21 protein-coding genes are annotated in these 22,336 nt (G+C 65.0%); 13 read left to right on the forward strand and 8 right to left on the reverse strand.

The annotated features are described in order from the left end of the window. Together FJ954_RS12930 and FJ954_RS12935 are read right to left on the reverse strand one after the other, a co-directional pair. Window positions 1-483 (reverse strand): DUF3830 family protein, encoded by a 483-nt coding sequence (locus tag FJ954_RS12930; protein ID WP_140661549.1) that lies wholly within the window; start codon window positions 481-483, stop codon window positions 1-3. Beyond that, entirely contained in the window at window positions 480-1,214 is a 735-nt protein-coding gene (locus FJ954_RS12935) for a GntR family transcriptional regulator (RefSeq protein WP_140661550.1), read from the reverse strand. The genes FJ954_RS12930 and FJ954_RS12935 overlap by 4 nt, the downstream gene beginning before the upstream one ends. 126 nt (window positions 1,215-1,340) lie before the next feature. On the opposite strand from FJ954_RS12935, the gene FJ954_RS12940 reads away from it, so the two are divergent. The 5 genes from FJ954_RS12940 to FJ954_RS12960 are packed head-to-tail and all read left to right on the forward strand — an operon-like array spanning window position 1,341 to window position 6,073. Beyond that, complete coding sequence (locus tag FJ954_RS12940) at window positions 1,341-2,141, forward strand: ABC transporter ATP-binding protein (RefSeq protein ID WP_140661551.1); 801 nt, start codon at window positions 1,341-1,343, stop codon at window positions 2,139-2,141. Further along, window positions 2,138-2,887, forward strand: a complete 750-nt coding sequence (locus FJ954_RS12945; RefSeq protein WP_015319025.1) for an ABC transporter ATP-binding protein — start codon at window positions 2,138-2,140, stop codon at window positions 2,885-2,887. Before FJ954_RS12940 ends, FJ954_RS12945 begins: the two co-directional genes overlap by 4 nt. Next, window positions 2,884-3,792 (forward strand): branched-chain amino acid ABC transporter permease, encoded by a 909-nt coding sequence (locus FJ954_RS12950; protein ID WP_140661552.1) that lies wholly within the window; start codon window positions 2,884-2,886, stop codon window positions 3,790-3,792. Before FJ954_RS12945 ends, FJ954_RS12950 begins: the two co-directional genes overlap by 4 nt. Next, window positions 3,789-4,772 carry a branched-chain amino acid ABC transporter permease gene (locus FJ954_RS12955; protein ID WP_181177808.1) on the forward strand — a complete coding sequence of 328 codons (984 nt, stop codon included), beginning with the start codon at window positions 3,789-3,791 and terminating at the stop codon, window positions 4,770-4,772. Before FJ954_RS12950 ends, FJ954_RS12955 begins: the two co-directional genes overlap by 4 nt. Further along, window positions 4,769-6,073, forward strand: a complete 1,305-nt coding sequence (locus FJ954_RS12960; protein WP_140661553.1) for an FAD-dependent oxidoreductase — start codon at window positions 4,769-4,771, stop codon at window positions 6,071-6,073. Before FJ954_RS12955 ends, FJ954_RS12960 begins: the two co-directional genes overlap by 4 nt. Before the next feature lie 21 nt (window positions 6,074-6,094). Here the strand turns inward: FJ954_RS12960 and FJ954_RS12965 are convergent, their stop codons facing one another. The 4 genes from FJ954_RS12965 to FJ954_RS12980 are packed head-to-tail and all read right to left on the reverse strand — an operon-like array spanning window position 6,095 to window position 10,430. Beyond that, a complete protein-coding gene (locus FJ954_RS12965) occupies window positions 6,095-6,751 on the reverse strand; it encodes a GntR family transcriptional regulator (protein ID WP_015319029.1) in 657 nt (218 codons plus the stop codon). A 15-nt stretch (window positions 6,752-6,766) separates the two neighbouring features. After that, entirely contained in the window at window positions 6,767-8,068 is a 1,302-nt protein-coding gene (locus FJ954_RS12970) for an aspartate aminotransferase family protein (RefSeq protein WP_015319030.1), read from the reverse strand. A gap of 5 nt (window positions 8,069-8,073) precedes the next feature. Then, on the reverse strand, window positions 8,074-9,132 hold the full coding sequence (locus FJ954_RS12975) for a phosphotransferase (protein WP_140661554.1): 1,059 nt from the start codon (window positions 9,130-9,132) through the stop codon (window positions 8,074-8,076). Beyond that, window positions 9,129-10,430, reverse strand: a complete 1,302-nt coding sequence (locus FJ954_RS12980) for an ArgE/DapE family deacylase (protein WP_181177809.1) — start codon at window positions 10,428-10,430, stop codon at window positions 9,129-9,131. The genes FJ954_RS12975 and FJ954_RS12980 overlap by 4 nt, the downstream gene beginning before the upstream one ends. A 178-nt stretch (window positions 10,431-10,608) precedes the next feature. Between FJ954_RS12980 and FJ954_RS12985 the strand changes: the two genes are divergently transcribed. The 8 genes from FJ954_RS12985 (at window position 10,609) to FJ954_RS13020 (ending at window position 19,630) form a co-directional block, all read left to right on the forward strand. After that, the gene (locus FJ954_RS12985) at window positions 10,609-11,256 is read left to right on the forward strand and encodes a GNAT family N-acetyltransferase (RefSeq protein WP_140661555.1); all 648 of its coding nucleotides are present in this window, start codon (window positions 10,609-10,611) and stop codon (window positions 11,254-11,256) included. A 68-nt stretch (window positions 11,257-11,324) separates the two neighbouring features. Then, the gene (locus tag FJ954_RS12990) at window positions 11,325-13,967 is read left to right on the forward strand and encodes a LuxR C-terminal-related transcriptional regulator (RefSeq protein WP_224523776.1); all 2,643 of its coding nucleotides are present in this window, start codon (window positions 11,325-11,327) and stop codon (window positions 13,965-13,967) included. A gap of 80 nt (window positions 13,968-14,047) precedes the next feature. Next, window positions 14,048-15,169, forward strand: coding sequence for a class II histone deacetylase (locus FJ954_RS12995; RefSeq protein ID WP_140661556.1), 1,122 nt, complete (start codon window positions 14,048-14,050; stop codon window positions 15,167-15,169). A 4-nt stretch (window positions 15,170-15,173) separates the two neighbouring features. Beyond that, window positions 15,174-16,031 carry an urea ABC transporter permease subunit UrtB gene (urtB, locus tag FJ954_RS13000; RefSeq protein WP_140617460.1) on the forward strand — a complete coding sequence of 286 codons (858 nt, stop codon included), beginning with the start codon at window positions 15,174-15,176 and terminating at the stop codon, window positions 16,029-16,031. Then, window positions 16,028-17,011 carry a branched-chain amino acid ABC transporter permease gene (locus tag FJ954_RS13005; protein ID WP_140617461.1) on the forward strand — a complete coding sequence of 328 codons (984 nt, stop codon included), beginning with the start codon at window positions 16,028-16,030 and terminating at the stop codon, window positions 17,009-17,011. The genes urtB and FJ954_RS13005 overlap by 4 nt, the downstream gene beginning before the upstream one ends. Then, complete coding sequence (locus FJ954_RS13010; protein ID WP_140617462.1) at window positions 17,011-17,715, forward strand: ATP-binding cassette domain-containing protein; 705 nt, start codon at window positions 17,011-17,013, stop codon at window positions 17,713-17,715. Before FJ954_RS13005 ends, FJ954_RS13010 begins: the two co-directional genes overlap by 1 nt. A 2-nt stretch (window positions 17,716-17,717) precedes the next feature. After that, window positions 17,718-18,419, forward strand: a complete 702-nt coding sequence (locus FJ954_RS13015; RefSeq protein ID WP_140661557.1) for an ABC transporter ATP-binding protein — start codon at window positions 17,718-17,720, stop codon at window positions 18,417-18,419. A 41-nt stretch (window positions 18,420-18,460) separates the two neighbouring features. Further along, the gene (locus tag FJ954_RS13020) at window positions 18,461-19,630 is read left to right on the forward strand and encodes a substrate-binding protein (protein WP_140661558.1); all 1,170 of its coding nucleotides are present in this window, start codon (window positions 18,461-18,463) and stop codon (window positions 19,628-19,630) included. 37 nt (window positions 19,631-19,667) lie between these two features. Here the strand turns inward: FJ954_RS13020 and FJ954_RS13025 are convergent, their stop codons facing one another. Further along, complete coding sequence (locus FJ954_RS13025) at window positions 19,668-21,314, reverse strand: acetolactate synthase large subunit (protein ID WP_140661559.1); 1,647 nt, start codon at window positions 21,312-21,314, stop codon at window positions 19,668-19,670. A gap of 94 nt (window positions 21,315-21,408) precedes the next feature. Continuing rightward, window positions 21,409-22,311: a LysR family transcriptional regulator gene (locus tag FJ954_RS13030; protein WP_140661560.1), complete on the reverse strand. Its 903-nt coding sequence runs from the start codon at window positions 22,309-22,311 to the stop codon at window positions 21,409-21,411. Window positions 22,312-22,336 lie beyond the last annotated feature (25 nt).

Genomic DNA, 22,336 nt, shown 5'->3' on the forward strand with positions numbered 1-22,336 from the left:
TCAGGCCTCCACCAGACTGAAGGTGATGTCGCAGGCGCCGTTGCGGCGGATGATGCCGCAGGCAGCCGCGAATTGATCGCGCTCCTCGGGCTCCACCTGCGCGACGACGCTGCCGGCCAGCCAGCCGATCGGGAACAGCAGACGCGCGCCCTGCCCATAGAACAGGCCGATGTCGAAGATTGCGTTGGGGTTGCCGCCCCACATGCGCGGCGGCACGTAGGACAACACGATGTCGCCCGGCTGCGGCGTCAGGGTCGCGTTCTCCGCCGGCAGCGGCTGGGCATAGGCCTGCCCCTCGAGATCGGCTGATGGAACCGGGCAGGAGATCTCAGGTCCCGTCCACATGGCGTGAATGGCGGGGACGACGCGTGGCGTGGCGAGATGGGCTGTGAGAAAGGCCGCGTTCTCCGGCGCCTTTTTCGGCAGCAGCAGCGCCGTGACGGAAAGCTTCGAGCGTGGCTCGCTGATCCGGATGGAGGTCATGTCTGATCTTTCCCAGCCGCGGATTGCAGCTTGCTGCGCAGGAAGGTGAAGGGCCGGCTGATGTCGGCGACCAGTGCTTCGCGCGCCGCCCGAGCATCCTGCGTGGCCAGCGCCTCGACGATGCGGCGATGATACTGGGCGGTGTCGACCTCGCCGGCTTCCGAGAAGGCGTAGATGGCGACGCGGATGCATGGACCTGATTGCAGCCACAGGCTCTCGATCATCGGGATCAACACGGCCGAGCCGCAGGAGCGATAGATCTCGAAGTGAAAGCTCTGGTTGAGCGTCACTTCGCGGTCGACATCCTTCTTGTGTTTCAGCGCCCGCATCTCGTCCCACTCGCCGAGAATGGTTTCGATGGTGGAGATCTGGCGCGGCCCCATGCGGGCGGCGGCCAGCGCGATCGCCTCGCCCTCGATCAGGACGCGGGCACGCAAGAGATCGTCGAGGCGCTCCAGCGTGATTGGCGGCACCCGCACCGAACGGTTGGGCAGCGCCTCCAGCGCCTTTTCCGTGATCAGCCGGCCAAGCGCCTCCCGCACCGGCATGGTCGAAGTGACCAGCGCATCGGCCAGACCGCGGATGGTCAGCACCTGGCTTGGCTCGAACAGGCCACCGATCAAGGCCCGACGTAGCTCGGAATAGACGCGGTCCTGCACCGTCTCGCGGCCGACCGGAGCCAGCTGGGCCGCGATCGCCTCGTTGTTTTTCTCGATGGCAGCCTTTTGCATGGAATTCCGTTCTCAGCGGGTTTTCGGCTTGCGGATGAAATTAAAGCCGAATAGCGTGATCAAAGCAAGTGTGATCACAAATCATAATCAGGAGACGGCGACGACTGTCTTCGGCCAGAGGGTTTGATGAGCGAGGCAGCGGAAAGGCAGGGGAAGGAGACCCGTGTCCCGGTTCTGACGGCAAGCAACGTCGTCAGGCGGTTCGGCGGCCTTGTCGCCGTCAACGATGTCTCGTTTCATGTCAAAGCAGGTGAAATCCTTGGCCTGATCGGACCCAACGGGGCCGGCAAGACGACCATGTTCGACCTGCTCGCAGGCAGTATCCTGCCGACCAGCGGCGACATCCTTCTCAACGGCACGCGCGTCTCGGGCGAAGCTGCTCATTTGCGCATCGGCCGTGGGCTCGGCCGTACCTTCCAGATCCCGCGCCCGCTGCCCAATCTGACGCTGATCGAGAACATCATGCTCGCGGCACAGGGCCAGGCCGGCGAAAAGCTGCTGGCTAACTTCCTCACGCCGTGGCGAGTGGCGGCACAGGAAAAAGCCGCCCGGACGAAAGCCCTCGACCTGCTCGAACTCGTCACCCTCAGCCATCTCGCCCATGAGCCGGCGCGCGTGCTGTCCGGCGGCCAGCGCAAGCTGCTCGAACTTGCCCGGGTCATGATGGCCGACCCGGCGATCATCCTGCTTGACGAACCCGCCGCCGGCGTCAATGCGACGTTGCTCGAAGTCATCATCGACCGCATCCGCGACATCAACGCGGGCGGCATCACCTTCCTGCTGATCGAGCACAACATCGACATGGTGACGCGGCTCTGCCACCGCGTCCTTGTCATGGCGAGCGGCCAACTGCTGAGCGAAGGCACGGCAGAAGAGGTCGCGCGCGACCCGCGCGTCATCGAGGCCTATCTCGGAGGCACCGCATGAGCGAGACCGTCCTCGATGTACGCGACCTCGAAGCCGGCTATGAGCCCGGCGTGCCGATCGTGCGCGGCGCCTCGATCACCGTCGACAGAGGCGAGATCGTCGTCGTGCTCGGCCCCAACGGCGCTGGCAAGTCGAGCTTCATCAAGGCGATCGCCGGCCTCGTGCCGATCACCGGCGGCACGGTGCTGCTGGACGGCAGGGACATCACCGCCGCGCCCGCCCACACCATGGTGCGGCTTGGCCTCGCCTTCGTGCCGCAGACCGAGAACATCTTTCCGCTGATGTCGGTGGAGGACAATCTCAAGGTGTCCTGCGGCATCCTCGAGCGGCGCGACATCCCGGCCCGCATCGAGGAAATGTACGCCGCCTTCCCCGACCTTGTCCGCCAGCGCCGCACCGCCGCCGGCAATCTGTCGGGAGGCCAGCGGCAGATGCTTGCCGTGGCGCGGGCGCTGATCGTCCATCCCAAGGTGCTGGTGCTGGACGAGCCGTCCGCCGGCCTGTCGCCGAAGTTCGTCGCAATGGTATTCGAGATGCTGGCCGGCATCCGCAAGTCCGGAGTCACCATCCTTTTGGTCGAGCAGAACGCCAAGGCAGCGCTTGCCATCGGCGACCGCGCCTATGTGCTGGCCGAAGGCAAGGACCGGCACGAAGGCATAGCCTCCGAATTGTGGAACGACCCTGTCGTCGCCGAACTCTATCTTGGCCAGCGCCCTTCTCATGTAGGTAAGGGAGGCGCGGCATGAGCCTGCAATTCATCGTCGACGGATTGCTGACCGGCTCGATGATCGGCCTCGGCGCCATCGGCGTGACGCTCACCTATTCGATCCTGCGTTTCTCCAACTTCGCCCATGGCGACTTCATGGCCTGGGGCACCTATGCGACGCTGGCCGTGGTCAGTGCCATCGGTGCGATGTTCGGCAAGGTGGCACCGATCGGGCCGCTATCCTTCGGCTGGCCGCTTCTTGTTGCCCTGATCGTCGGCATGGCATTCACCGCCTTGCTCGCACTGCTGCTCGACAAGATCCTGTTTTCGCGGCTGCGCTCGCAGGGCCACGCGATCATCGTGGTGATGGCGAGCTTCGGCGCCTCGATGGCGCTACGCAGCCTGCTCGAATTCACCTTCACCTCACGGCCGACCTATTTCAGCCGGGCGATCCAGATCGCCATGCCGGTCGGCTTCGGCATCCGCATCACGCCCGACCAGATCGCATTGCTCGTGTTGACCGCCATACTCGTGCTCGGCGTGCATCTGTTGATGACGCGCACGCAGACTGGCCGCGCCATGCAGGCCTTGAGCCAGAACGCGGCACTGGCCCGCGTCGTCGGGATCGACGTTGCCAGCGTGGTGCGGGTGACGTGGATCATCGGCGGCGCGCTCGCCTGCGTGGCTGGCGTGATGATCGGCATCCTGGTGCAGATCCGCCCGTTCATGGGCTTCGACATGCTGCTGCCGATGTTCGCCGCCGCCATCCTCGGCGGCATCGGCAGCATCCCGGGCGCGGTGCTCGGCGGCCTGATCATCGGTCTCGCCGAAGCCGGCGCGGTGCAGCTGATCGGCGCCGAATGGCGCGCCGCCGTTTCCTTCATCATCCTGATGGCTGTGCTGTTCGTGCGGCCGATCGGCCTTTTCGGAGTTCGGGAAAGATGATCGATCTGGTCGGATACGGCGCCTTCTTCCTGACCACGGCGCTGATCTTCTCACTGGTCACGCTGGGGCTCAACCTGCAATGGGGCCTGACCGGCCTGTTCAATGTCGGCCTGGCGGGCTTCGTCGCCATCGGTGCCTACACCTCGGCGCTGCTGACGACACCGGACGATCCCGCGCGGCTCGGCGGCTTTGGCCTGCCCATCCTCGCCGGCTGGGTGGGTGCCATGATCGTTGGCGGCATTGCGGCCGCGCTTACCGGCATGGCGACGTTGCGTCTTAGATCCGACTATCTGGCGATCACCACCTTCGGCGTGGCTGTCGTCGTGCAATTGGTCGCACTCAACGCGCAGAACCTGACCGGCGGACCGTTCGGCATCGGCTTCATCCCGCGCCCCTTCGGCGGCCTGGCGGAGACGCCGCTGATGTTCAACCTGTCGAACCTTGCCGTCGTCTGCGCTGTGACGCTGATTGCCTATCTCGCCTTGGAGCATCTGTCGCGCAGTCCGTGGGGCCGTGTACTGAAAGCGCTGCGGGAGGACGAGCGGGCGGCGATTTCTCTCGGCAAGAGCGCGCGCTTCTACCGCGTCCAGGCGTTTGCCGTCGGCGGCGCCATCATGGCGCTGGCCGGCGCGCTGCAGGCGCATTTCACCGGCTTCATCGCGCCGGACAATTACCTGCCGATCCTCACCTTTCAGGTCTGGGTGATGCTGATCGTCGGGGGCTCGGGCAGCAATCTCGGCGCGGTCATCGGCAGTGTCCTGGTCTGGGGGATTTGGGCCGGATCGGGCACGCTGACCAGCGTGTTCTTCCCGCCCGAGCAGCAGGCGCGCGCCGCCTCGCTGCAGATCGTCGCCATCGGCGTGATGCTCTGCGTGATTCTGCTGATGCGGCCGAACGGATTGCTCGGCGACAGGCCACGGCGGACGCGCTTCGGCAAACGCAAGCGGATCGCCACGGACAAAAGCAGTTCCGGTTCATGAATGCCCCGGTCCGGCAGGGTGCGAACGGCATTTCGCTTTGGCATGCCATCAGCCGCGATCGCCGCAAGCGGCCTGCGCTGAGTGGCAACCTCGATGTCAACCTTGCCATTGTCGGCGGTGGGTTTTCCGGTCTGTCGACCGCGCTGCACGCCGCCGAAAAAGGCATCTCGGTCGCAGTGCTCGAAGCCGAGATCATCGCCTGGGGCGCGACTGGCAGGAATGCCGGTTTCGTCGTGCCGAACTTCGCCAGGATGGACCCCGGCAGCATCCTCGCGCATCTCGGCGCCGAGCGCGGCGAACGCCTCATCGATTTTGCCGCCGGCAGTGCCGACCTCGTCTTCGGCTTGATCCGGCGGCACGGCATCGACTGCGACGCGGTGCAGAACGGATGGATCCAGCCGGCGCACTCGCCGGCGGCCCTGGAGAAGGTCAAATCCCGCGCGGACCAATGGGCGCGGCGCGGCCGGCCTGTCGTAACCCTGGATCGGCAAGAGGTCGAAGCGCTGACCGGCGCACGCGGCTATGTCGGTGGCTGGATGGATCGTTCCAGCGGCGTGCTCAATCCGGTCGCCTATGCGCGGGGGCTCGCCGATGCGGCGGAGAAGGCCGGCGCGAAGATTTTCGAGCACACGCCGGTCACCTCGATCGATCGCGTCGCCGATGGTTGGGTACTTCAAACACGGTTGGGCCTGGTACGCGCGGCCAAGGTGCTGATCGCTACCAACGCCTATGGCGGGTCGCTCGATCCGTTGCTGCGGCGAACCTATATTCCGCTGAAGGTCTTCCAGATCGCGACCGCGCCCCTGCCGCATGAAATCCGAACGCGTCTGCTGCCTGGCGGACAAGGCGTCGGCGACACCAGGCGCAACCTCTTCACCTTTCGCTTCGACGCCGACAACCGGCTGATCAGCGGCGGCATGCATATTCTTGGCGCCGGCGCCGATACGCGCGTGCCGCAAACAATCTGGCGACGGCTCGGCCGGCACCTCGACCTGCCTGATTTGCCCCCCCTTGCCTACAGCTGGTCGGGGATGGCGGCGGTCGAACCGGATTTCCTGCCGCATCTCCTGGACCTCGGACCGGGGCTGATTGCCGGTCGCGCCTGCAATGGACGCGGCATCGCCATGACCACGGCGATGGGCAAGGTGCTGGCCGACTGGGCCGCTGGAGCCGAAGCGCGTGATGTGCCGGTGCCCTTCGCACCGCCGGCGCCAATTCCGTTCCATGCCCTGCTGCGGCACGCGCCCAACATGCTGCTCGGCTGGAGCATCCTGCGCGACCGGATGGACGAGACGGCATAGGCCGACCGAGCCTGCCCGCGATCAGTGCGCCATGTGGAGATTGTCGCAGAGGACCGCGGCCGCCACGGAGATATCCTCTTCAAGGGAAGCCCGAACGGCCGGGCCGTTGCGCTGTTCCAGCGCGGCGACGATCCCGCGGTGTGCGTCATTGGATTGCGGAATGTAGCGATCGGCCCGCATCAGGAGCTTGAGATAGGGTCCGACGCGCCCCCAGAGATCGCGGATCATGTTCAAGAGGATCGGCGCGCCGGCGTGCTCATAAATAGCAAAATGGAAGGCTTCGTTCAGGGCCAGATAGGCCGTGGCGTCCTGCGCCTCGATGGCCCGCTGCATGTCGCCGAGCGCGGCTTGGATGTCGGCCAGCCCGCTTTCAGTCATCCGTGACGTGGCCATCTCGCCTGCCAGTCCCTCGACGGCGATGCGGATGCGCGTCAATTCCGAGAAGGCGGGCGCGGAGAGCAAGGGCACGATGATCGAGCGGTTGTTCTGCATTTCCAGAAGTCGCTCGGCGACCAGTCTTTGCAGCGCCTCGCGGATCGGCGTCGTCGAAATGCCAAAGCTCTCGGCAAGCTTGCGGATGACCAGTATCTGGCCCGGGCTGAAGCCGCCCGAGATCAACTCCTGCTTGAGCGCGCCGTAGGCCCGGTCATTGAGGGTTTGATGCTCGAGCTTCAGCATGCGTGCCCGCTCAGCTCACCAGTTCGACAGTGCGCGATCGAGCGCCTCGGCCAGCTGCTCGGCATTGTCCCTGGCAAAGGGCAGTGGCGGCCTGATCTTCAGCACATTGCCGCGTGGACCGCACGACGAGATCAGCACGCCGTCCTCGCGCATGGCTTCAACGACGGATGAAGTCTTGGCAGCAGCAGTGGCCTCATCCTCCGCCATCAGCTCGACGCCGAAATAGAGGCCGTTGTGCCTGACATCGGCGACCATGCCGTGCCGGCTCTGCAAGGCGGCCAGCAATTCTCCTGTATAGGCGCCAACCGTCCGCGCGTTTTCGATCAGCCCCTCGCCCTCGATCACATCGAGCACGGCGATGCCGACCGCGGCGGCGACCGGATTGCCGCCGAAAGTGTTGAAGTAGCCGGTGTTCGAACCGAACGAGCTCACCAGCTGCGGCCGCACGATCACCGCGCCCATCGGATGCCCGTCGCCGATCGGCTTGCCCATGGTGACGATGTCAGGCGCGAGGCCATAGTTGGCGAAGCCCCACATGCCCTGGCCAAGCCGGCCGAAACCGGACTGGACCTCGTCGGCAATGACGATGCCGCCGGCCTTCCTGACATGATCGGCCGCATCGCGCATGACGGAAGCGTCGGGGAAGAAGATGCCGTCGCTTGAAAAGGCGGAATCGAGCAGCAGCGCCGCCGGGCGGATATTTTGCGCCCGCATATCCTCGATAGCGGCGGCGACATTTCTGGCGAAATCATGCGCGGCGCGGCCGCCGTCGCGGAACGTGTCCGGCGCTGCCACGGCCCGATGCCGGGCGGGCACGCCCGCTGCCCCGACCGCAGCCGGCGACAGCTGTGCTGTCGCGATGGTCGCGCCGTGGTAGGCGAAGTCGGTGATGATCACGCCGGTGTTGCCGGTCGAGTGCTGGGCGATGCGGATGGCGAGATCGTTGGCCTCGCTGCCGGTGCAAGTGAACATGGCATGGCCGAGACGGGGGGGAAGCGTGCCGAGCAGCCTTTCCGCGTAGTCGAGAATGATCTCGCTGAGATAGCGCGTGTGCGTGTTGAGCGTGGCGGCCTGCCCAGATAGCGCCTCCACGACGCGCGGATGGCAGTGTCCGACGGAGGCGACGTTGTTATAGGCGTCGAGGTATTTTCGGCCTTGGGCATCGTAGAGCCAGACACCGCTGCCACGCACCAGATGGATGGGGCTGCGGTAGAAGGCGCGATAGGTTGGCCCGAGCAATCTGGCGCGGCGTTCGAGCAGCGCTTGCTCGGATGCCGCCGAGTCGACATTTGCAGGATGTGGCGAGGACAGGGACACGGCATCTACTCCGGCTTGGAATGGTCGAGAAAATAGCGGCGGGCGTCCGCGGACGACAGTCCGTCCAGCCGCTCAAGCGATGCCCAGACCTCGGTGATGAGGCGCAGGACATAGTCGCGCTTGGCCGGAAAACGCTCGGCCTGCCAGCTGGCGATGTTGGCGATGAGTGCGAGGCGGGCACGAATGAGGTGAAAGAGGATGCCAAGTTCTTCGATCTCGAGCGGCTGCACGGACTGATAGCCGGCGACGAAGCGCGCGGCGGGCGCCAGCGGATGACCTTCGGCCGGCCAGCGATAGACGGCCCCGATGGCGAGATCGCAGATCAGCGGCGAATGGATCATGTCGCCGAAATCGAGGATGCCGTTGACCATTTCCGGTCGCGAAGCGTCCATCACCACATTGTAGGAGTTCATGTCGTTGTGGACGATCTGGGCGCGCAGCCCGGGAATAACCGGTGCCGCGTGCTCCTCGTAGGCGTCGATGACGCGCTCGACCATGGCGCGATGGCCGGCATCGACGATATGCGCCAGCATGGGCCGCGTCTTGGCGACCTTGCGGATGTCCCACAAAAGGTCACTGCCGGCGGCCGGATGGAAGAAGCCGCGAAGCGCCCGGCCAAGCCGGGCGAGGAAGATGCCGAGATTGCGATCCTGTGCCGATGAGGTGGGCGAGCGCGAAAGCAGCTGTCCCGGCAGATAGGTGACGAGCCGCACGATGCGCGGCGCCGATCCGCCGATGCCGACCATGAACTGCGCTTCGCCTTCGAGGCTCTTGCGCACCGAGGGAACCGGCAAAGCCGGGTCGACCGTCAGTATATGGTCGAGCGCCTTGTTCTGGAAATCGGTGAAATCGGCCTCTTCCGCCGGATGCGAGACCTTCAGGACAAATTCACCCTCGCCTTCTGTCTGGATGTGAAAATTGTGGTCGCGTTCGCCTGGCAGAGTGCGCGCGCTGCCAGTGAGCCCATAGTGGCCACGCAACAGGGCAAGCGCCTCGGCGATCGAGACATCGGGCGCATCGTCCGCGAGCGTCTCGCCGAAAGCATCCAATATGGCCGCGTTCATGGCCTGACCTCGGCATCGATGGGTTCGAGGCCGCACCAGTCGGCGATGAAGAGCGCAATGGTCTGGGTGACCTTGCGCACGGAATCGAGATCGACAGCCTCGTCATAGCCATGCGGCATGCGGCAGATCGGGCCGTAGACGATTGCCGGCGTGTCGGCATAAAGGCCGAAGAAGCGCGCATCGGTGGTCGCCGAGGTGACATGTTCCGTCAACGGCTCACCCCACACGGCGGTGTGGCTGCGGCGCAGCACGGCTTCCATCTCGTCGGCGCCTTCCAGCACATAGCCCTCGGCCATGAAGCCGTTGTAGGTCATCCTGGGCGGGCGATTGGCGAGGAACGGATCGGCGCGGGCGGCATCGGCGATGCAGGCCTCGAGTTCGGCCCTGGCGTCCTCGAGCTTCTGGCCGGGATAGGTCGCGACCCGCATCTCGAAGACGCAGCGGGCGGGAACGCTCGATGTCCATTCGCCGCCTTGGATCTTGCCGAGGTTGAATCGGATCGGGTGCGGGTGATTACAGAAATGCCTGTCGTCAACCTTTCTGGCATTCCAGACGATTTCGAGCTGCTTCAGCGCCTGGATGATGAGGAAGGCCTTCTCGATGGCATTGGCGCCGGCGGAAAAGGCGCCCGACGCGTGCTGCGGATCGCCGTCGACCTCGACCCTGAACCAGATCGGCCCAACCTGCGCCCGCATCAGTCTTGGTTCCAGCGGTTCGGGAATGAAGGCGGCGTCGGCGCGATAACCGCGCTGCAGGCAAGCGAGCGCGCCATTGCCGGTACACTCCTCCTCGACCACCGACTGCAGGAACACTTTCGCCGCCGGCTGATAGCCGAGGCCGCGCAAGGTGGCCAGCGCATAGAGACAGGCCGACAGGCCGGCCTTCATGTCGCCGGCGCCACGGCCATGCATCCAGCCATCCTCGATCGCTGGATCGTAGGGATCTCGCACCCAGCGGTCGAGCGGTCCGGTCGGCACCACATCGATATGGCCGTTGAGGATCAGCGAGCGACCGGTGGCGTTTTTCGGCGTGTGGGTGGCGACGACGTTGAACGCGTCATCGTACGAAACCGCTACGGGCGAGAATCCAGGCAGGTCGCGGATCGCATCGACATCCACACGCCACATATCGACCGCATAGCCATTGGCTTCATAGGCGGCCGCCATGAAGGATTGCGCGGCGTGTTCCTCACCCCGCTGCGAGGGAAAGCGTACGAGGTCCGCCAAGAAGGCGAGCTGGCGGTCGAAGCCATCGTCGACCGCCCGCAAGATGGCCTCGTCCGCAATTCGCTCAGGCATGATATTCCGCTTCTCCAGGGATGGTGTATCATATCTCATATGCCATTCTCCGAAAAGGCCAGGCGGCAGGCGAGCCAAAATGATGGCCCACCTCTGGAGCCACTTGGCAGGCGGCCGCAGAGTTGGCATCAGCTTCTTGAGATGCCGGCCAGGCTGCGCGGCGGAAGACCGAGGACAGATGCAAGTCACTGAAGGCTCATTGCCGGATGAAACCACCGATCTCGCGCCGGGCTACCGGCGCGTGCCGGCAGGCAAGATCATCAATGCGGTGACGTGGATGGAGGCGCGTGCAGCGATGCCCGGTCTCGCGCATCCGCTGGCGATGACCCGCGTCACCAAGCCCGATCCCGCCGTCTACCGCGCAGTCTTCCTCGAGATCGGCGCTCCCTGGCTATGGGACCGCGCCGCCGAAATGTCGGACGCCGACATCGCGGCGCATTTCGCCGACCCAAGTCAGCATCTCTACTACGGCCATGATGAGAGTGGGGGCCATGTCGGCATGGTCGAATTCTCGGTCGCCGGCAGCAACGAGATCGAGATCACCTATTTGGGCCTGTTTCCCTCCTTGACTGGCCAAGGCTTCGGCAAACGGCTGATGGCGGGCGCGCTCGACCAGGCATGGCGCCTAGGCCCCATCCGCATCTGGCTGCACACCAGCAGCTTCGATCATCACAGCGTTATCGGTTTCTACCGGGCTTGCGGATTTGAACCCTATGCAACCGGTTTCGAAATCACCGATGATCCCAGGATCAAGGGCACCCTGCCGCGCGATTGCGCGCCGCAAATTCCGCTGATCGAAACGGAATGGGTGCCCGGCGCCAGATGAGACCGTCGTCGCAACCCGCCAGCCTGGCATCGCCTCACCATCGCCGGTGGGTACGGCGCGAGAGCATCTTGTCGAGGCTGGAGCGGCATGTCGACACGCGCATCGTGCTGTTCGCCGCGCCCGCCGGCTTCGGCAAATCGACGACGATGGCGCAATGGGCGGCCGAAGTCGCGCGCCACGGCCGGCTGACGGCCTGGCTGTCCTGCGAGGCGACGGACAATGACGAAGGCGCCTTCCTGTCGCATCTGGTGGGGGCGTTGCGCCATCTCGTCCAGAACCCGGCCGAGCTCGACCTCGCCTTCCAGTCGAGCCCCATCCCGCAACTCGACGTGGTGCTCGCGGCACTCGTGTCGGGTTTGGCGGCACGCCACGCCGACATCACCCTGTTCTTCGACGACTATCACGCCATCGATGCACCGGCGGTGAAGCGGTTCATGGAACGGCTGACCCGGCAGGCACCAACCAACGTCGTCTTCGTCATCGGTTCGCGCAACCTGCCCGAGCTGCAGCTCGGCAAGCTCAGGGTGCTCGGCGATATCTTTGAAATCGGCCCGGACGATCTGCGTTTCGCCTCGTCGGAAGCCGAAGCCTTCTTCAACGACAAGCTTGGCCTCTCTGTCAGCAGCGGCACGGTGGAAACACTGTGCTCGCGCACCGAAGGCTGGGCCGCCGGCCTGCAGCTCGCCTCGCTGTCGCTCGGTGCGGCCCATGCGCCCGAAACAGTCATCGGCAATTTCACCGGCGCCAACCGCAACGTCGCCGACTTCCTGATGGGAGAAGTGTTCCTGGAACTGCCGCCGGCGCTGGCGAAGTTCCTGCTCTATTCCTCGATTTTCGAGCGCTTCAGCGCCGAGGCCTGCCGGGCGGTGATGCGGGCGGCGGACGCCGAGGTTGCCATCACCGAGATCGAGACCCGCAACCTGTTCCTGGTGCCGCTCGACGAGGAACGGCGCTGGTTCCGCTATCATCACCTTTTCCACGACTTCCTCAGCCGTGAAATGGAACGGCGCGAGCCGGAGATGATCGCACCGCTGCACCTGGCGGCTTCGGAATGGTTCGGCGAACGCAAGATGCTGACCGAGGCCATCGGCCATGCGCTCGCCGCCGGCGACGAAGCCCGCGCCGCGGTGTTCATCGAGAACAACGCGCTCGAACTCATCGCCCAATGCCAGCTTCTCTATGTGCGCCAGCTGCTGGCGCTGCTGCCAAGGAAACTGATCGATCAGCGCATCCGGCTGCAACTCGTCGTGCTGTGGCTTGCGGTGCACAGCAGCCAGCCCGAGATTGCCCAGCAGACCCTCGCCAATGCGCGCCAGCTCGTCGAAACCGGGCCGACCGATAGCAAGGATCCGGGCACGCTGACCGGCACGACCATCGAGGCGGAACTCGAGGTCCTTGCAGCGGCCGTGCACAGCACGCTGGAACAGTTCGAGGACGCGCGCGACACCGCACTGGCGGCCCTGCGCATCATAGCCCCCGATGCGTGGTTCATGGAAGGCGCGACGGCAAACGTCATCGGCTACAATCTATACGCGCTGGGCGACCTTGAGGGGGCACGCGCTGCTGTGGATGCGGCGCGCAAGGCCCATGAGCGAAGCGGCAGCCTGCTCGGCGTCACCATCGCCAACTGCTACATGGCCGTCATCGAGCGGTCGGCCGGCCGCCTGCCCGCGGCCGAACGGCTGCTGCGCAACGCGATCATCGAGGCCAGGACGCGGATCGGCGCCAACTCCTATGCCGAGGCCCTCGCCGGAACGCTGCTTGCCGAACTCGCCTATGAGACCAACGCATCCGGCGAAGCACTGGCGCTGGTCGAGAATCTCGGGCCGCTGATCGAGGGCGCAGCGGTCATTGTCTATCCCCTGGCCAGCGTGCCGACCTATGCCCGGGTGCTGCAGCTGACCGGTCGCGGCCAAGCCGCCCTCGACATGCTGGAGCGCGTCTACCAGCGCGTGCGCGGCTCCGTCTACCGCCGCCTCGCTTCGGTGCTGGTGCACGATCGCATCCGGCTGCTTCTTGACCAGAACCGCACCCCGGAAGCCCGCGCGCTGCTCGACGAGCATCGCCGCGAAAGCGCTGAAACCGCCTCTACCGTCGCCAATGAATTCGAGTTCTTCGCCGAAGGCCGGCTGCTTACGGCGGAAAAATCCTACGCGGCGGCGGCGGCGATTTTCGACGCGCTGCTGGAGCGAACGAAAAGCAGCGGGCGCATGCGCCGGCACATACTGGCGCTGATCCTGCGCGCCAAGAGCGCCGGCCATGACCAGCGGGAAGCAGACCGCCATCTGCACGAAGCATTGCGCCTTGCGCAACCCTCGGGCTTCATCCGCTCCTTCGTCGACGAAGGCAAGTCTGTCGTCGAGGGTTTGATGCGGCTCCGGGCGGCCCAGGCAAAGGCCGACCCGTCACTGTCGGCCTATGCGACGCGCATCATCGATGCCGCGCAGACGATGCCCGTGACGACGCGCAAAACAGCCGCCCCGACGGTCGAGAAAGAACAGCTCACCCAGCGCGAGTCCGAGCTGCTGCACTTTCTGTCGGAAGGCATGTCAAATCGCGATATCGCCGTTGCACTGTCGGTAAGCGAAACGACGGTGAAGTGGCATTTGAAAAACATCTTCGGCAAGCTCTCGGTATCGAACCGCGTCCAGGCAGTGCGCGCCGCGCAGGTCGCCGCAAACCTCCGCACCCCTCCGAAAGGAGGGGCATAGATGACTGACATGGCCCCTCTTTAGGGTCGGGCCGGGCGATTGTTAGCCTGCTAGCGTCTGGTTTTTAGAGGATGCCGCGGATGGCGACAGGCTACGTTTTTCACGAACAGCTGATGTGGCATGATACCGGCTCCAGCGCCGACATGATGCCTCCCGGCCGTTTCGTGGAACCCGGACGCCACCTGGAATCGCCTGGATCCAAACGACGGCTCAACAATCTCATCCAGGTCAGTGGCCTGGCACGCCATTTGGTTCCGATCATTGCCGAACCGGTAACGGTGGAAGACCTGCTGCGCGTCCACACGCAACGCCACGTCGATGATATCAGGATGCTGAGCGAAGGCGGATCCGGTTTCGCCGGGCCTCAGGCACCGATCGGCCTCAACAGTTTCGACATCGCGCTGTTGTCCGCCGGCACCACCTATGCCGCGATGCGTGCGGTGCTGACCGGCCGCGTCGACAACGCCTATGCGCTGGCGCGGCCGCCCGGGCACCACGCCGAACCCGACCAGGCCATGGGCAATTGCCTGTTCTCCAACATCGGCGTCGCCGTGCGGCGGCTGCAGCACGAGGGCCTGCTCGGCCGTGCCGCCGTGGTGGACTGGGACGTGCATCACGGCAATGGCACCGAGACGGTGTTTTATTCCGATCCGTCGGTGCTGACGATTTCGCTCCATCAGGACAATCTATACCCGACCGGACGCGGCGCGCTCGTCGACAACGGCAAGGGACCCGGCGAAGGCTATAACATCAACGTCCCGCTGCCGGCCGGCAGCGGCACAGGCGCCTATGAAGCCACGTTCGACCGCGTCATCGGTCCTGCCTTGCGCGCGTTCAAGCCCGACCTCGTCATCGTCGCTTCCGGTTTCGACGCGTCCGGCTTCGATCCGCTCGGCCGCATGATGCTCAACAGCGAATGTTTTCGCCGCCTTGCCGCGCGCATGGTGGCGTTTGCGGCCGAAGTCTCGAACGGACGGCTGATGATGAGCCATGAAGGCGGCTATTCCGAGGGCTATGTGCCATTCTGCGGCCACGCCGTCATCGAGACGCTGGCCAATCACCGCACCGAGGTGGTCGACCCGCTGTCGGACCATATCGACGAGTGGGCGGGGCAGGACCTGCAGCCGCATCAGGCGGCGGTGATCGATGCCGCTGAAGGCCTGCTCGCGGGCTTGCGCCAACGCCTCGCCAGCGCGGCCTGAAGCGATGGATTTCGCCATCACGACATTGCTCAATGCGCTGACGCTGATCAGCATCCTGATGCTGGTCGGGCTCGGGCTCGCCATCAGCTTCGGCCTGATGAACGTGACCAATCTGGCGCATGGCGAGTTTGTGACCGTCGGCGCCTTCGCGGTATACTTCATCCAGAGTATGGGCGGCTCGTTCTGGCTGGGCCTGGCTGCGGCGCCGATCGCCGGCGCCGTGGTCGGCTGCATCCTGGAATTCGCCGTCATTCGCCACCTCTATTCGCGGCCGGTGTCGACGGTGCTTGCCACCTGGGGCGTCAGCCTCATCCTGCAGCAAGGGCTGGAATTGACCTTTGGCCTCGGCGCCAAGCCGGTGACGCCGCCGGTCGAGGGCACGCTCGACCTCTTCTTCACCGTCTATCCGGCCTACCGGCTGATCCTGATTGCCATCGCCATGCTGACCCTGCTCGGCGTCATCCTGCTGATCAGCCGGACGTCGTTCGGGCTCGACATCCGCACCGTCATCCAGAACCGCGAAATGGCGGAGGGCGTCGGTATCAACACGCGCCGCACTTACGCCATCGCCTTCACCTTCGGCGCGGCAATCGCGGGGCTGGCTGGGGGACTGGTCGCGCCCCTGGCGATCGTGCTGCCGCAGATGGGGGTGAACTATCTCGCCAACGCCTTCTTCGTCGTCATCGTCGGCGGGGTCGGCTCGATTGGCGGCCTCGTCGCCGGCAGCGTCTTCGTCGGCGGGCTGACCAGCATCCTCAACTACCAGATCTCGCCATCGCTGGCGCAGGCGGTCGTGCTGCTGGCGGCCATCGTCGCCGTGCGGGTGCGGCCCAACGGCCTGTTCAACGGGGCGTCGCGATGATCGCCCGCGACCGCAACTGGCTGCTGATCTTCGCCGTCTGCGTGGCGCTCGCGATCCTCTATCCCTTCCTCGCCGACGGCTACCAACTGACGGTAATCCGCGACGCGCTGATCTTCGGCCTGTTCGCGGCGAGCCTCGACTTCTTCTGGGGCCGCACCGGAATCCTGTGTTTCGGCCACGCCGCCTTCTTTGGCATCGGCGGCTACATCATGGCATTGGTCACGCTCAATGACGCGATCCCCTTCGCCAGCCTTGTCGGCATCACAGGCGCGGTCGCGGGGGCGGCCTTCGTCGCCGCCATCATCGGCTACTTCCTGTTCTTCGGCGGCATCCGCGGCAGCTACTTCACCATCGTCACGCTGGCCATGGGCGTCATCTGCCAGCAGGCGGCCATCTCCTGGAGTTCGGTCACCGGCGGCGACAGCGGCCTGATCGGGATCCCGCCGATCGAATTCGATCTTGGCGGCCGGCATGTCGATCTCAGCCAGGACCTGTCGAGCTATATCTTCGTCGCGGTCATCGTGGCGGTGGCCGTTCTGTCGCTGTGGTCGATCAGCCGTGGCCGCTGGGGCACGGTGCTGACCGCCATTCAGGATAATGAGGTCCGGGCGGCGGCACTCGGCCACAATGCGCCGTTACGGCTGCTCGTCACCTTCATCCTTTCGGCAGCCATCGCCGGGCTTGCCGGCGCGCTCTATGTCTGCATGGCCGGGCTGGTTGCCCCCGATCTGTCCGGACTGCTTCTGTCGACGGAGGTCATTGTCTGGGTGGCGGTCGGCGGGCGCGGCACGCTGCTTGGCCCAGTGCTGGGCGCAATCTTCATCCAGCGCGCACAGCAGACGATCAGCAGCTTCAATCCGAGCCTGTGGCCGCTGCTGCTGGGCTGCGTCTTCGTCATCATCGTCTTTGTCCTGCCGGACGGCATCCTGTCGATCTATGCGCGGCTGAAGAGCCTGTTCAAAGGCAGGAGCCAGGCCTGATGAGCGACGTCCTGCTCCAAGCCGAAAATGTCGGCATCCGCTTCGGAGGGTTGCAGGCCCTCGAAGGATTGAACCTGACGGTCCGCGACAAGGCGCTCTGCTGCATCATCGGCCCGAACGGCGCCGGCAAGAGTACCTTCCTCAACGTGCTGACCGGCACGTTGCGCCCGACCAGCGGCAGCGTCCATTTCCTCGGCCGCGACATTGCCGGCCTGCCGCTGCATCGCATCGCCCGGCTCGGCATTGCCCGCAAGTTCCAGATCCCGTCGGTCTTCCCGAGCCTCTCGGTTGAGGACAACCTCAAGGTCGCACGATGGGGTGCCCCCTCCCCGGCGCGGCCAATCGGTGAATTGATGGAACTGGTCGCGCTGACCAATCGTGCTGCCACATTGGCCGGCGAACTGGCGCACGGCCAGAAGCAATGGCTGGAGATCGGCATGGCGCTGGCCATCGAGCCACGGCTGCTTTTGCTCGACGAGCCAACCGCCGGCATGACGCCGCAGGAGACGCTGGCGACGGCCGAAATGCTGCTGCGGCTGAAGGGCGAGTTCTCGATCGTCGCCGTCGAGCACGACATACGCTTCGTGCGGGCGCTGAATTGCGAAACGCTGGTGCTGCACCAGGGTCGCCGGCTTCGCAGCGGTCCCTTCCACGACATCGAGGCCGACGAGATGGTCCGCGACGTCTATCTGGGGAGGCGCTGACCATGCTGCGGACACTTGCCGTGTCGGCCGGCTACGGCCTGCTCCCGGTGCTGAACGGCATCGACCTCGGCGTCGCGGCGGGCGAAGTGGTCGGCCTGCTCGGCCGCAACGGCGCCGGGAAGACAACGCTGCTGCGCGTCATCGCCGGGGGCCTGAAGGCGAGCGGCGGTGCGGTGGTTCTCGGCGACCAGGATCTCACCAACGCCCCGGCCTTCCGCCGCGCGCGGGCGGGCATCGCCCATGTGCCGCAGGGCCGCGGTATCTTCAACCAGCTGACGGTGCGGCAGAACCTGGAAGTCGGCACGCGCGCCGCCAAGGATCGTGGCGACGGCGACATTCCAGCCGACATCTTTGGCTATTTTCCCATCCTTCGCGAGCGCGAGGCGCAGACCGCCGGTACGCTCTCGGGGGGCCAGCAGCAGATGCTGGCGATAGGCCGCGCACTGTGCGGCCTGCCGTCGGTGCTGCTGCTCGACGAGCCTTCGGAAGGCATCCAGCCTAACATCGTGCAGTCGATCGCCGAGCTGGTGCCGCGCATCGCGCGCGAGCGCGGCATCGCCATCGTCCTGGTCGAGCAGAATCTCGATCTCGTCCTTAAGGCGGCGGACCGCTGCCTGGTGATGGAGAAGGGCAGGATCGTGCATGAGGGCACGCCGGAAGCATTCGCCGACGAGACCCTGCTGAAGGACCTCTTGGCTTTGTAAGGCGTGCATGGGGCGCGCCTGGACTGGAAGGGAACACAACAATGATAAACAGAAGAACTGTTCTGAAATCCGGCGGTGCCGCGGCCGCCTTCGCAATGGTCGGCGCGCCGGGAATCCTGCGCGCCGCAGACACGGTCAAGGTCGGGCTGTCGATCCCGATCACCGGGCTGCAGGCGATCCTCGGCGAGACGCTGCTCAACTGCTACAAGCTCGCCGCCGCCGAACTCAACGCCGCCAACGGCATTGGCGGGCGCCAGGTGGAGCTCTTCATCGAGGACAACCAGACCACGACCAAGGGCTCCATCGACAAGGCCCGCAAGCTCCTCAACGAGGACAAGGTCGACGTGATCATGGGAACGATCATTTCGCCCGAGCGCAGCGCCACGCTTTCCGTCACCTCGAAGGCCAAGAAGCTGTTCTTCTACCCGACCAATTTCGAGGGCGGCGAATGCAATCGCTACTTCGTCGCCACCGGACCTATCCCGATGCAGCAGGTAGACCCGATGATGCCGTGGGTGGCCGAAAACCTCGGCAAGACCATCTACATCATGGCGTCCGACTATGCCTGGCCGCAGAAAATGACCGAGGCGATCACAGCCGCCTATGAAAAGGCCGGCGGCAAGATTGTCGGCGCCGACTATTATCCGTTCGGCACCACGGATTTCGGCCCGGCCTTCCAGAAGATCAAGTCGCTGAAGCCCGACGTCGTGTGGTCGATGGTGGTCGGCAACGACGCCGTCACGCAGCTCAAGCAGTATCGCAGCTTCGACATCAAGCAGCCTCTGATCGCACCGCTCGACGAGGTCTTCAACAAGGACGCGCTGCCGCCTGGCGTCGCCGCCGGCACCTACGCGCCGCAGCCCTACTGGATGGCGCTCGACAACCCGGTCAACAAGAAGTTCATCGCGAACTTCCGCGAAAAATTCGGCCAGGAGAAGATGGTCAATGGCATCGGCGAGGCCGGCTATAACGGCCTGCATCTCTACGCGCTGGCGGCGGAGAAGGCCGGCTCGCTGAAGGACGACGATGTGCTCAAGGCGCTGCCGACGATCGAGTTCGATGCGCCACAAGGCAAGATCCGGGTCGATGCCAGCAACAACCACACACTCTGCCATTCCTATGTCGGCAAGGCGGCGGCGGACGGCATCGGCTACGAGATCGTCAAGGATTTCGGCACGATCGCGCCGGTAACGCCTTACTGCAAGCTGTAGGCATCAACCGATCCTGACGGCGGCTTTGCCGCTGCCGTCAGGGTGCCTTTGGCGCCGGCAGCCGCTCGCGCAATTCGTCGACGAGCACCCTGGTGTTTTCGGAATAGTCGATGGGCACCACGACGAGATGCACGCCGCCGTCGGCGAAGGCCTGTTCCAACGCCGGTTGCAGGTCGGCTATCGCGCCAACCCTGGTGCCCCTGGCTCCATAGGCTTCGGCGTATTTGACAAAGTCGGGATTGCCGAAGGTCATGCCGAAATCCGGGAATTCGTCGACAGCCTGCTTCCAGCGGATCATGCCATAAGCGTGGTCTTCCAGCAGCAGGATGACGAGGTTGAGCTTGAGCCGAACAGCAGTCTCCAGTTCCTGGCTGTTCATCATGAAACCCCCATCGCCAGCGATAGCCATGACACGACGCTGGGGATAGAGCAGTGCCGCCATCATCGCCGACGGCAGGCCGGCACCCATGGTGGCCAGCGCATTGTCGAGCAGCAGCGTGTTGGCCATGCGCGTGCGGTAGTTGCGCGCGAACCAGATCTTGTACATGCCGTTGTCCAGCGCGAGGATCCCGTCGGCCGGCATCACGGCGCGCACGTCATGTACGATGCGCTGCGGCGTGAAACGGTCTTCGGTGGCGCGCGCGGCGATGCGGCTCAAAATGCCTTCGCGCAGCGGCAGCAGGGCCTGCGCGTTGGGAATCTTGCCCTCGATGCGGTCAGCCAGCAGCGCCAGCGATGGGCCGAGGTCGCCGACGATCTCGGCTTGCGGGAAATAGACCTGCTCGACATCAGCCGTCTGGTAGCCGACATGAATGACCTTCGGCCCCTTCGCCCCCATGATGAAGGGCGGCTTCTCGACCGTGTCGTGGCCGATGGTGATGATCAGGTCGGCCTGCTCGATGGCCTCGTGCACGTAGTCGCGTTCCGAAAGAGCCGCCGTGCCCATGTAGAGTTCGGTGCCGCCGGGTACCGTGCCCTTGCCCATCTGCGTGGTAAAATAGGGAATCTGCGTTCGCAGCACGAACTGGGCGACATCGGGAGTCACCCGCGGGCGCGACGCCGCGGCGCCAAACATCAGCAGCGGACGCTTGGCCTCGATGATCATGCGGGCGGCGCGATCGAGCGCGCCAGCGCTGGCCAGGGGCAATTCGACGGGATGTGTCGGCACCAGCGCGATCGGCTCGCATTCCGCCGCCGCAATGTCTTCCGGCAGTTCGAGGTGCACGGGGCCGGGGCGCTCTTCCTGGGCGACGCGGAAGGCTTCGCGCACCAGCGACGGGATCATCCTAGGCGAGACGATCTGGCGCGACAGCTTGGTCAGCGGCTTCATCGCCGCGACGATGTCGACGATCTGGAAGCGCGCCTGCCGGGACGACAGGATGCCCTTCTGGCCGGTGATCATGATCATAGGCATCGCGCCGAGCAGCGCATAGGCAGAGCCGGTGGTCAGATTGAGCGCGCCGGGGCCAAGCGTGGTGATGCACACACCCGGCTTGCCGGTGAGCCTGCCATAGGTGGCGGCCATGAAGGCCGCCGCTTGCTCGTGGCGCGTCAGGATCAGCTGGATCGACGAGCGGCGGATGGATTCGACGATGTCGAGATTTTCTTCGCCCGGAATGCCGAAAATTCGTTCGACCCCTTCATTTTCGAGGGCCGCCACGAACAGATCCGAACCCTTGGTCATCAACCGTCTCTCCTGCGATGCGCGGATTCCGTAAGCCACCTTCATATGGCACGGGAACGTCACGCCTCAAAGAGCGCAAGCCGTCTGTTGGCGATCACGCCATCATTTTCGGCAAGGCGGCCGCCAGTGCGTCGACAGCCAACCGGACCTTGAGCGACAGATGCGGCGTCCGCAGCCAGAGCGCATGGCAATCGTAGGGATAGCGTGGCTGGTCCGGCAACAGCTCGATCAGCGTGCCGGCCTGGATGCGCTTGCGAGCCAGCCAGTAAGGCAACCACGCCAGCCCCATGCCGTCGACGGCCGCATCGGCGATGGCATCCAGATCGTCGAGCCGCAGCCGGCCGTTTGGGGTTACCTCGAGCGCAGTCTGCCCCTCGCGCGGAAATAGCCACGGCTGAACGATCATGCCGAGCCGGCGGTAGACAATCGCCTGGTGATCGGCGAGGTCCTCGATCCGCCGTGGCTCGCCATGAATTTCAAGATAGGAAGGCGCGGCACAGACGACCATGTCCTGGCGGGCAAGGCGACGCGCGATCACGCCAGCCTTGTCGTTCAGACCGCCGGTCCGGATGGCGAGGTCAAAACCGTCCTCGGCGAGATCGGCGAAGCGGTCGCTGAGCGACAGGTCGAGTTCCAGCATTGGATATTGCCCTGCCAGCTTCAGCAGCACGGGGGTGACGCAGTGGCGCCCGAAATGCGCCGGCATGGTGACACGCAGTTTTCCGCGCGGTTCCGAGAGCTGGTCGGCGGCGAGCGCATCGGCCGCTTCGGCCTCGGCCAGCACCAGGCGGCACCGCTCATAATAGGCGCGGCCAAAATCGGTCAGGCTCTGGCGGCGCGTGGTCCGGTTAATCAGACGCATGCCAAGCCGCTCCTCGAGAAACCGGACATGCTTGCCGACCATCGGTCCGGATAGATCGAGCGCGGTGGCCGCCGCCGCGAACGAGCCAAGATCGACCGCCCTGATGAACACGGCCATGCTCTCGAGCCTATCCATATTCGAAACTCCTGGTTTCTACTTA

It is taken from the genome of Mesorhizobium sp. B2-3-15, from assembly GCF_006442875.1.
Classification (GTDB): Bacteria; Pseudomonadota; Alphaproteobacteria; order Rhizobiales; family Rhizobiaceae; genus Mesorhizobium; species Mesorhizobium australicum.

Bases quoted from the DNA above. Each gene is read 5' to 3' on its own strand.
- FJ954_RS12930 (WP_140661549.1), bottom strand. From the start codon at position 483: ATGACCTCCATCCGGATCAGCGAGCCACGCTCGAAGCTTTCCGTCACG.
- FJ954_RS12935 (WP_140661550.1), bottom strand. From the start codon at position 1,214: ATGCAAAAGGCTGCCATCGAGAAAAACAACGAGGCGATCGCGGCCCAG.
- FJ954_RS12940 (WP_140661551.1), top strand. From the start codon at position 1,341: ATGAGCGAGGCAGCGGAAAGGCAGGGGAAGGAGACCCGTGTCCCGGTT.
- FJ954_RS12945 (WP_015319025.1), top strand. From the start codon at position 2,138: ATGAGCGAGACCGTCCTCGATGTACGCGACCTCGAAGCCGGCTATGAG.
- FJ954_RS12950 (WP_140661552.1), top strand. From the start codon at position 2,884: ATGAGCCTGCAATTCATCGTCGACGGATTGCTGACCGGCTCGATGATC.
- FJ954_RS12955 (WP_181177808.1), top strand. From the start codon at position 3,789: ATGATCGATCTGGTCGGATACGGCGCCTTCTTCCTGACCACGGCGCTG.
- FJ954_RS12960 (WP_140661553.1), top strand. From the start codon at position 4,769: ATGAATGCCCCGGTCCGGCAGGGTGCGAACGGCATTTCGCTTTGGCAT.
- FJ954_RS12965 (WP_015319029.1), bottom strand. From the start codon at position 6,751: ATGCTGAAGCTCGAGCATCAAACCCTCAATGACCGGGCCTACGGCGCG.
- FJ954_RS12975 (WP_140661554.1), bottom strand. From the start codon at position 9,132: ATGAACGCGGCCATATTGGATGCTTTCGGCGAGACGCTCGCGGACGAT.
- FJ954_RS12980 (WP_181177809.1), bottom strand. From the start codon at position 10,430: ATGCCTGAGCGAATTGCGGACGAGGCCATCTTGCGGGCGGTCGACGAT.
- FJ954_RS12985 (WP_140661555.1), top strand. From the start codon at position 10,609: ATGCAAGTCACTGAAGGCTCATTGCCGGATGAAACCACCGATCTCGCG.
- FJ954_RS12995 (WP_140661556.1), top strand. From the start codon at position 14,048: ATGGCGACAGGCTACGTTTTTCACGAACAGCTGATGTGGCATGATACC.
- urtB (WP_140617460.1), top strand. From the start codon at position 15,174: ATGGATTTCGCCATCACGACATTGCTCAATGCGCTGACGCTGATCAGC.
- FJ954_RS13005 (WP_140617461.1), top strand. From the start codon at position 16,028: ATGATCGCCCGCGACCGCAACTGGCTGCTGATCTTCGCCGTCTGCGTG.
- FJ954_RS13010 (WP_140617462.1), top strand. From the start codon at position 17,011: ATGAGCGACGTCCTGCTCCAAGCCGAAAATGTCGGCATCCGCTTCGGA.
- FJ954_RS13015 (WP_140661557.1), top strand. From the start codon at position 17,718: ATGCTGCGGACACTTGCCGTGTCGGCCGGCTACGGCCTGCTCCCGGTG.
- FJ954_RS13020 (WP_140661558.1), top strand. From the start codon at position 18,461: ATGATAAACAGAAGAACTGTTCTGAAATCCGGCGGTGCCGCGGCCGCC.
- FJ954_RS13025 (WP_140661559.1), bottom strand. From the start codon at position 21,314: ATGACCAAGGGTTCGGATCTGTTCGTGGCGGCCCTCGAAAATGAAGGG.
- FJ954_RS13030 (WP_140661560.1), bottom strand. From the start codon at position 22,311: ATGGATAGGCTCGAGAGCATGGCCGTGTTCATCAGGGCGGTCGATCTT.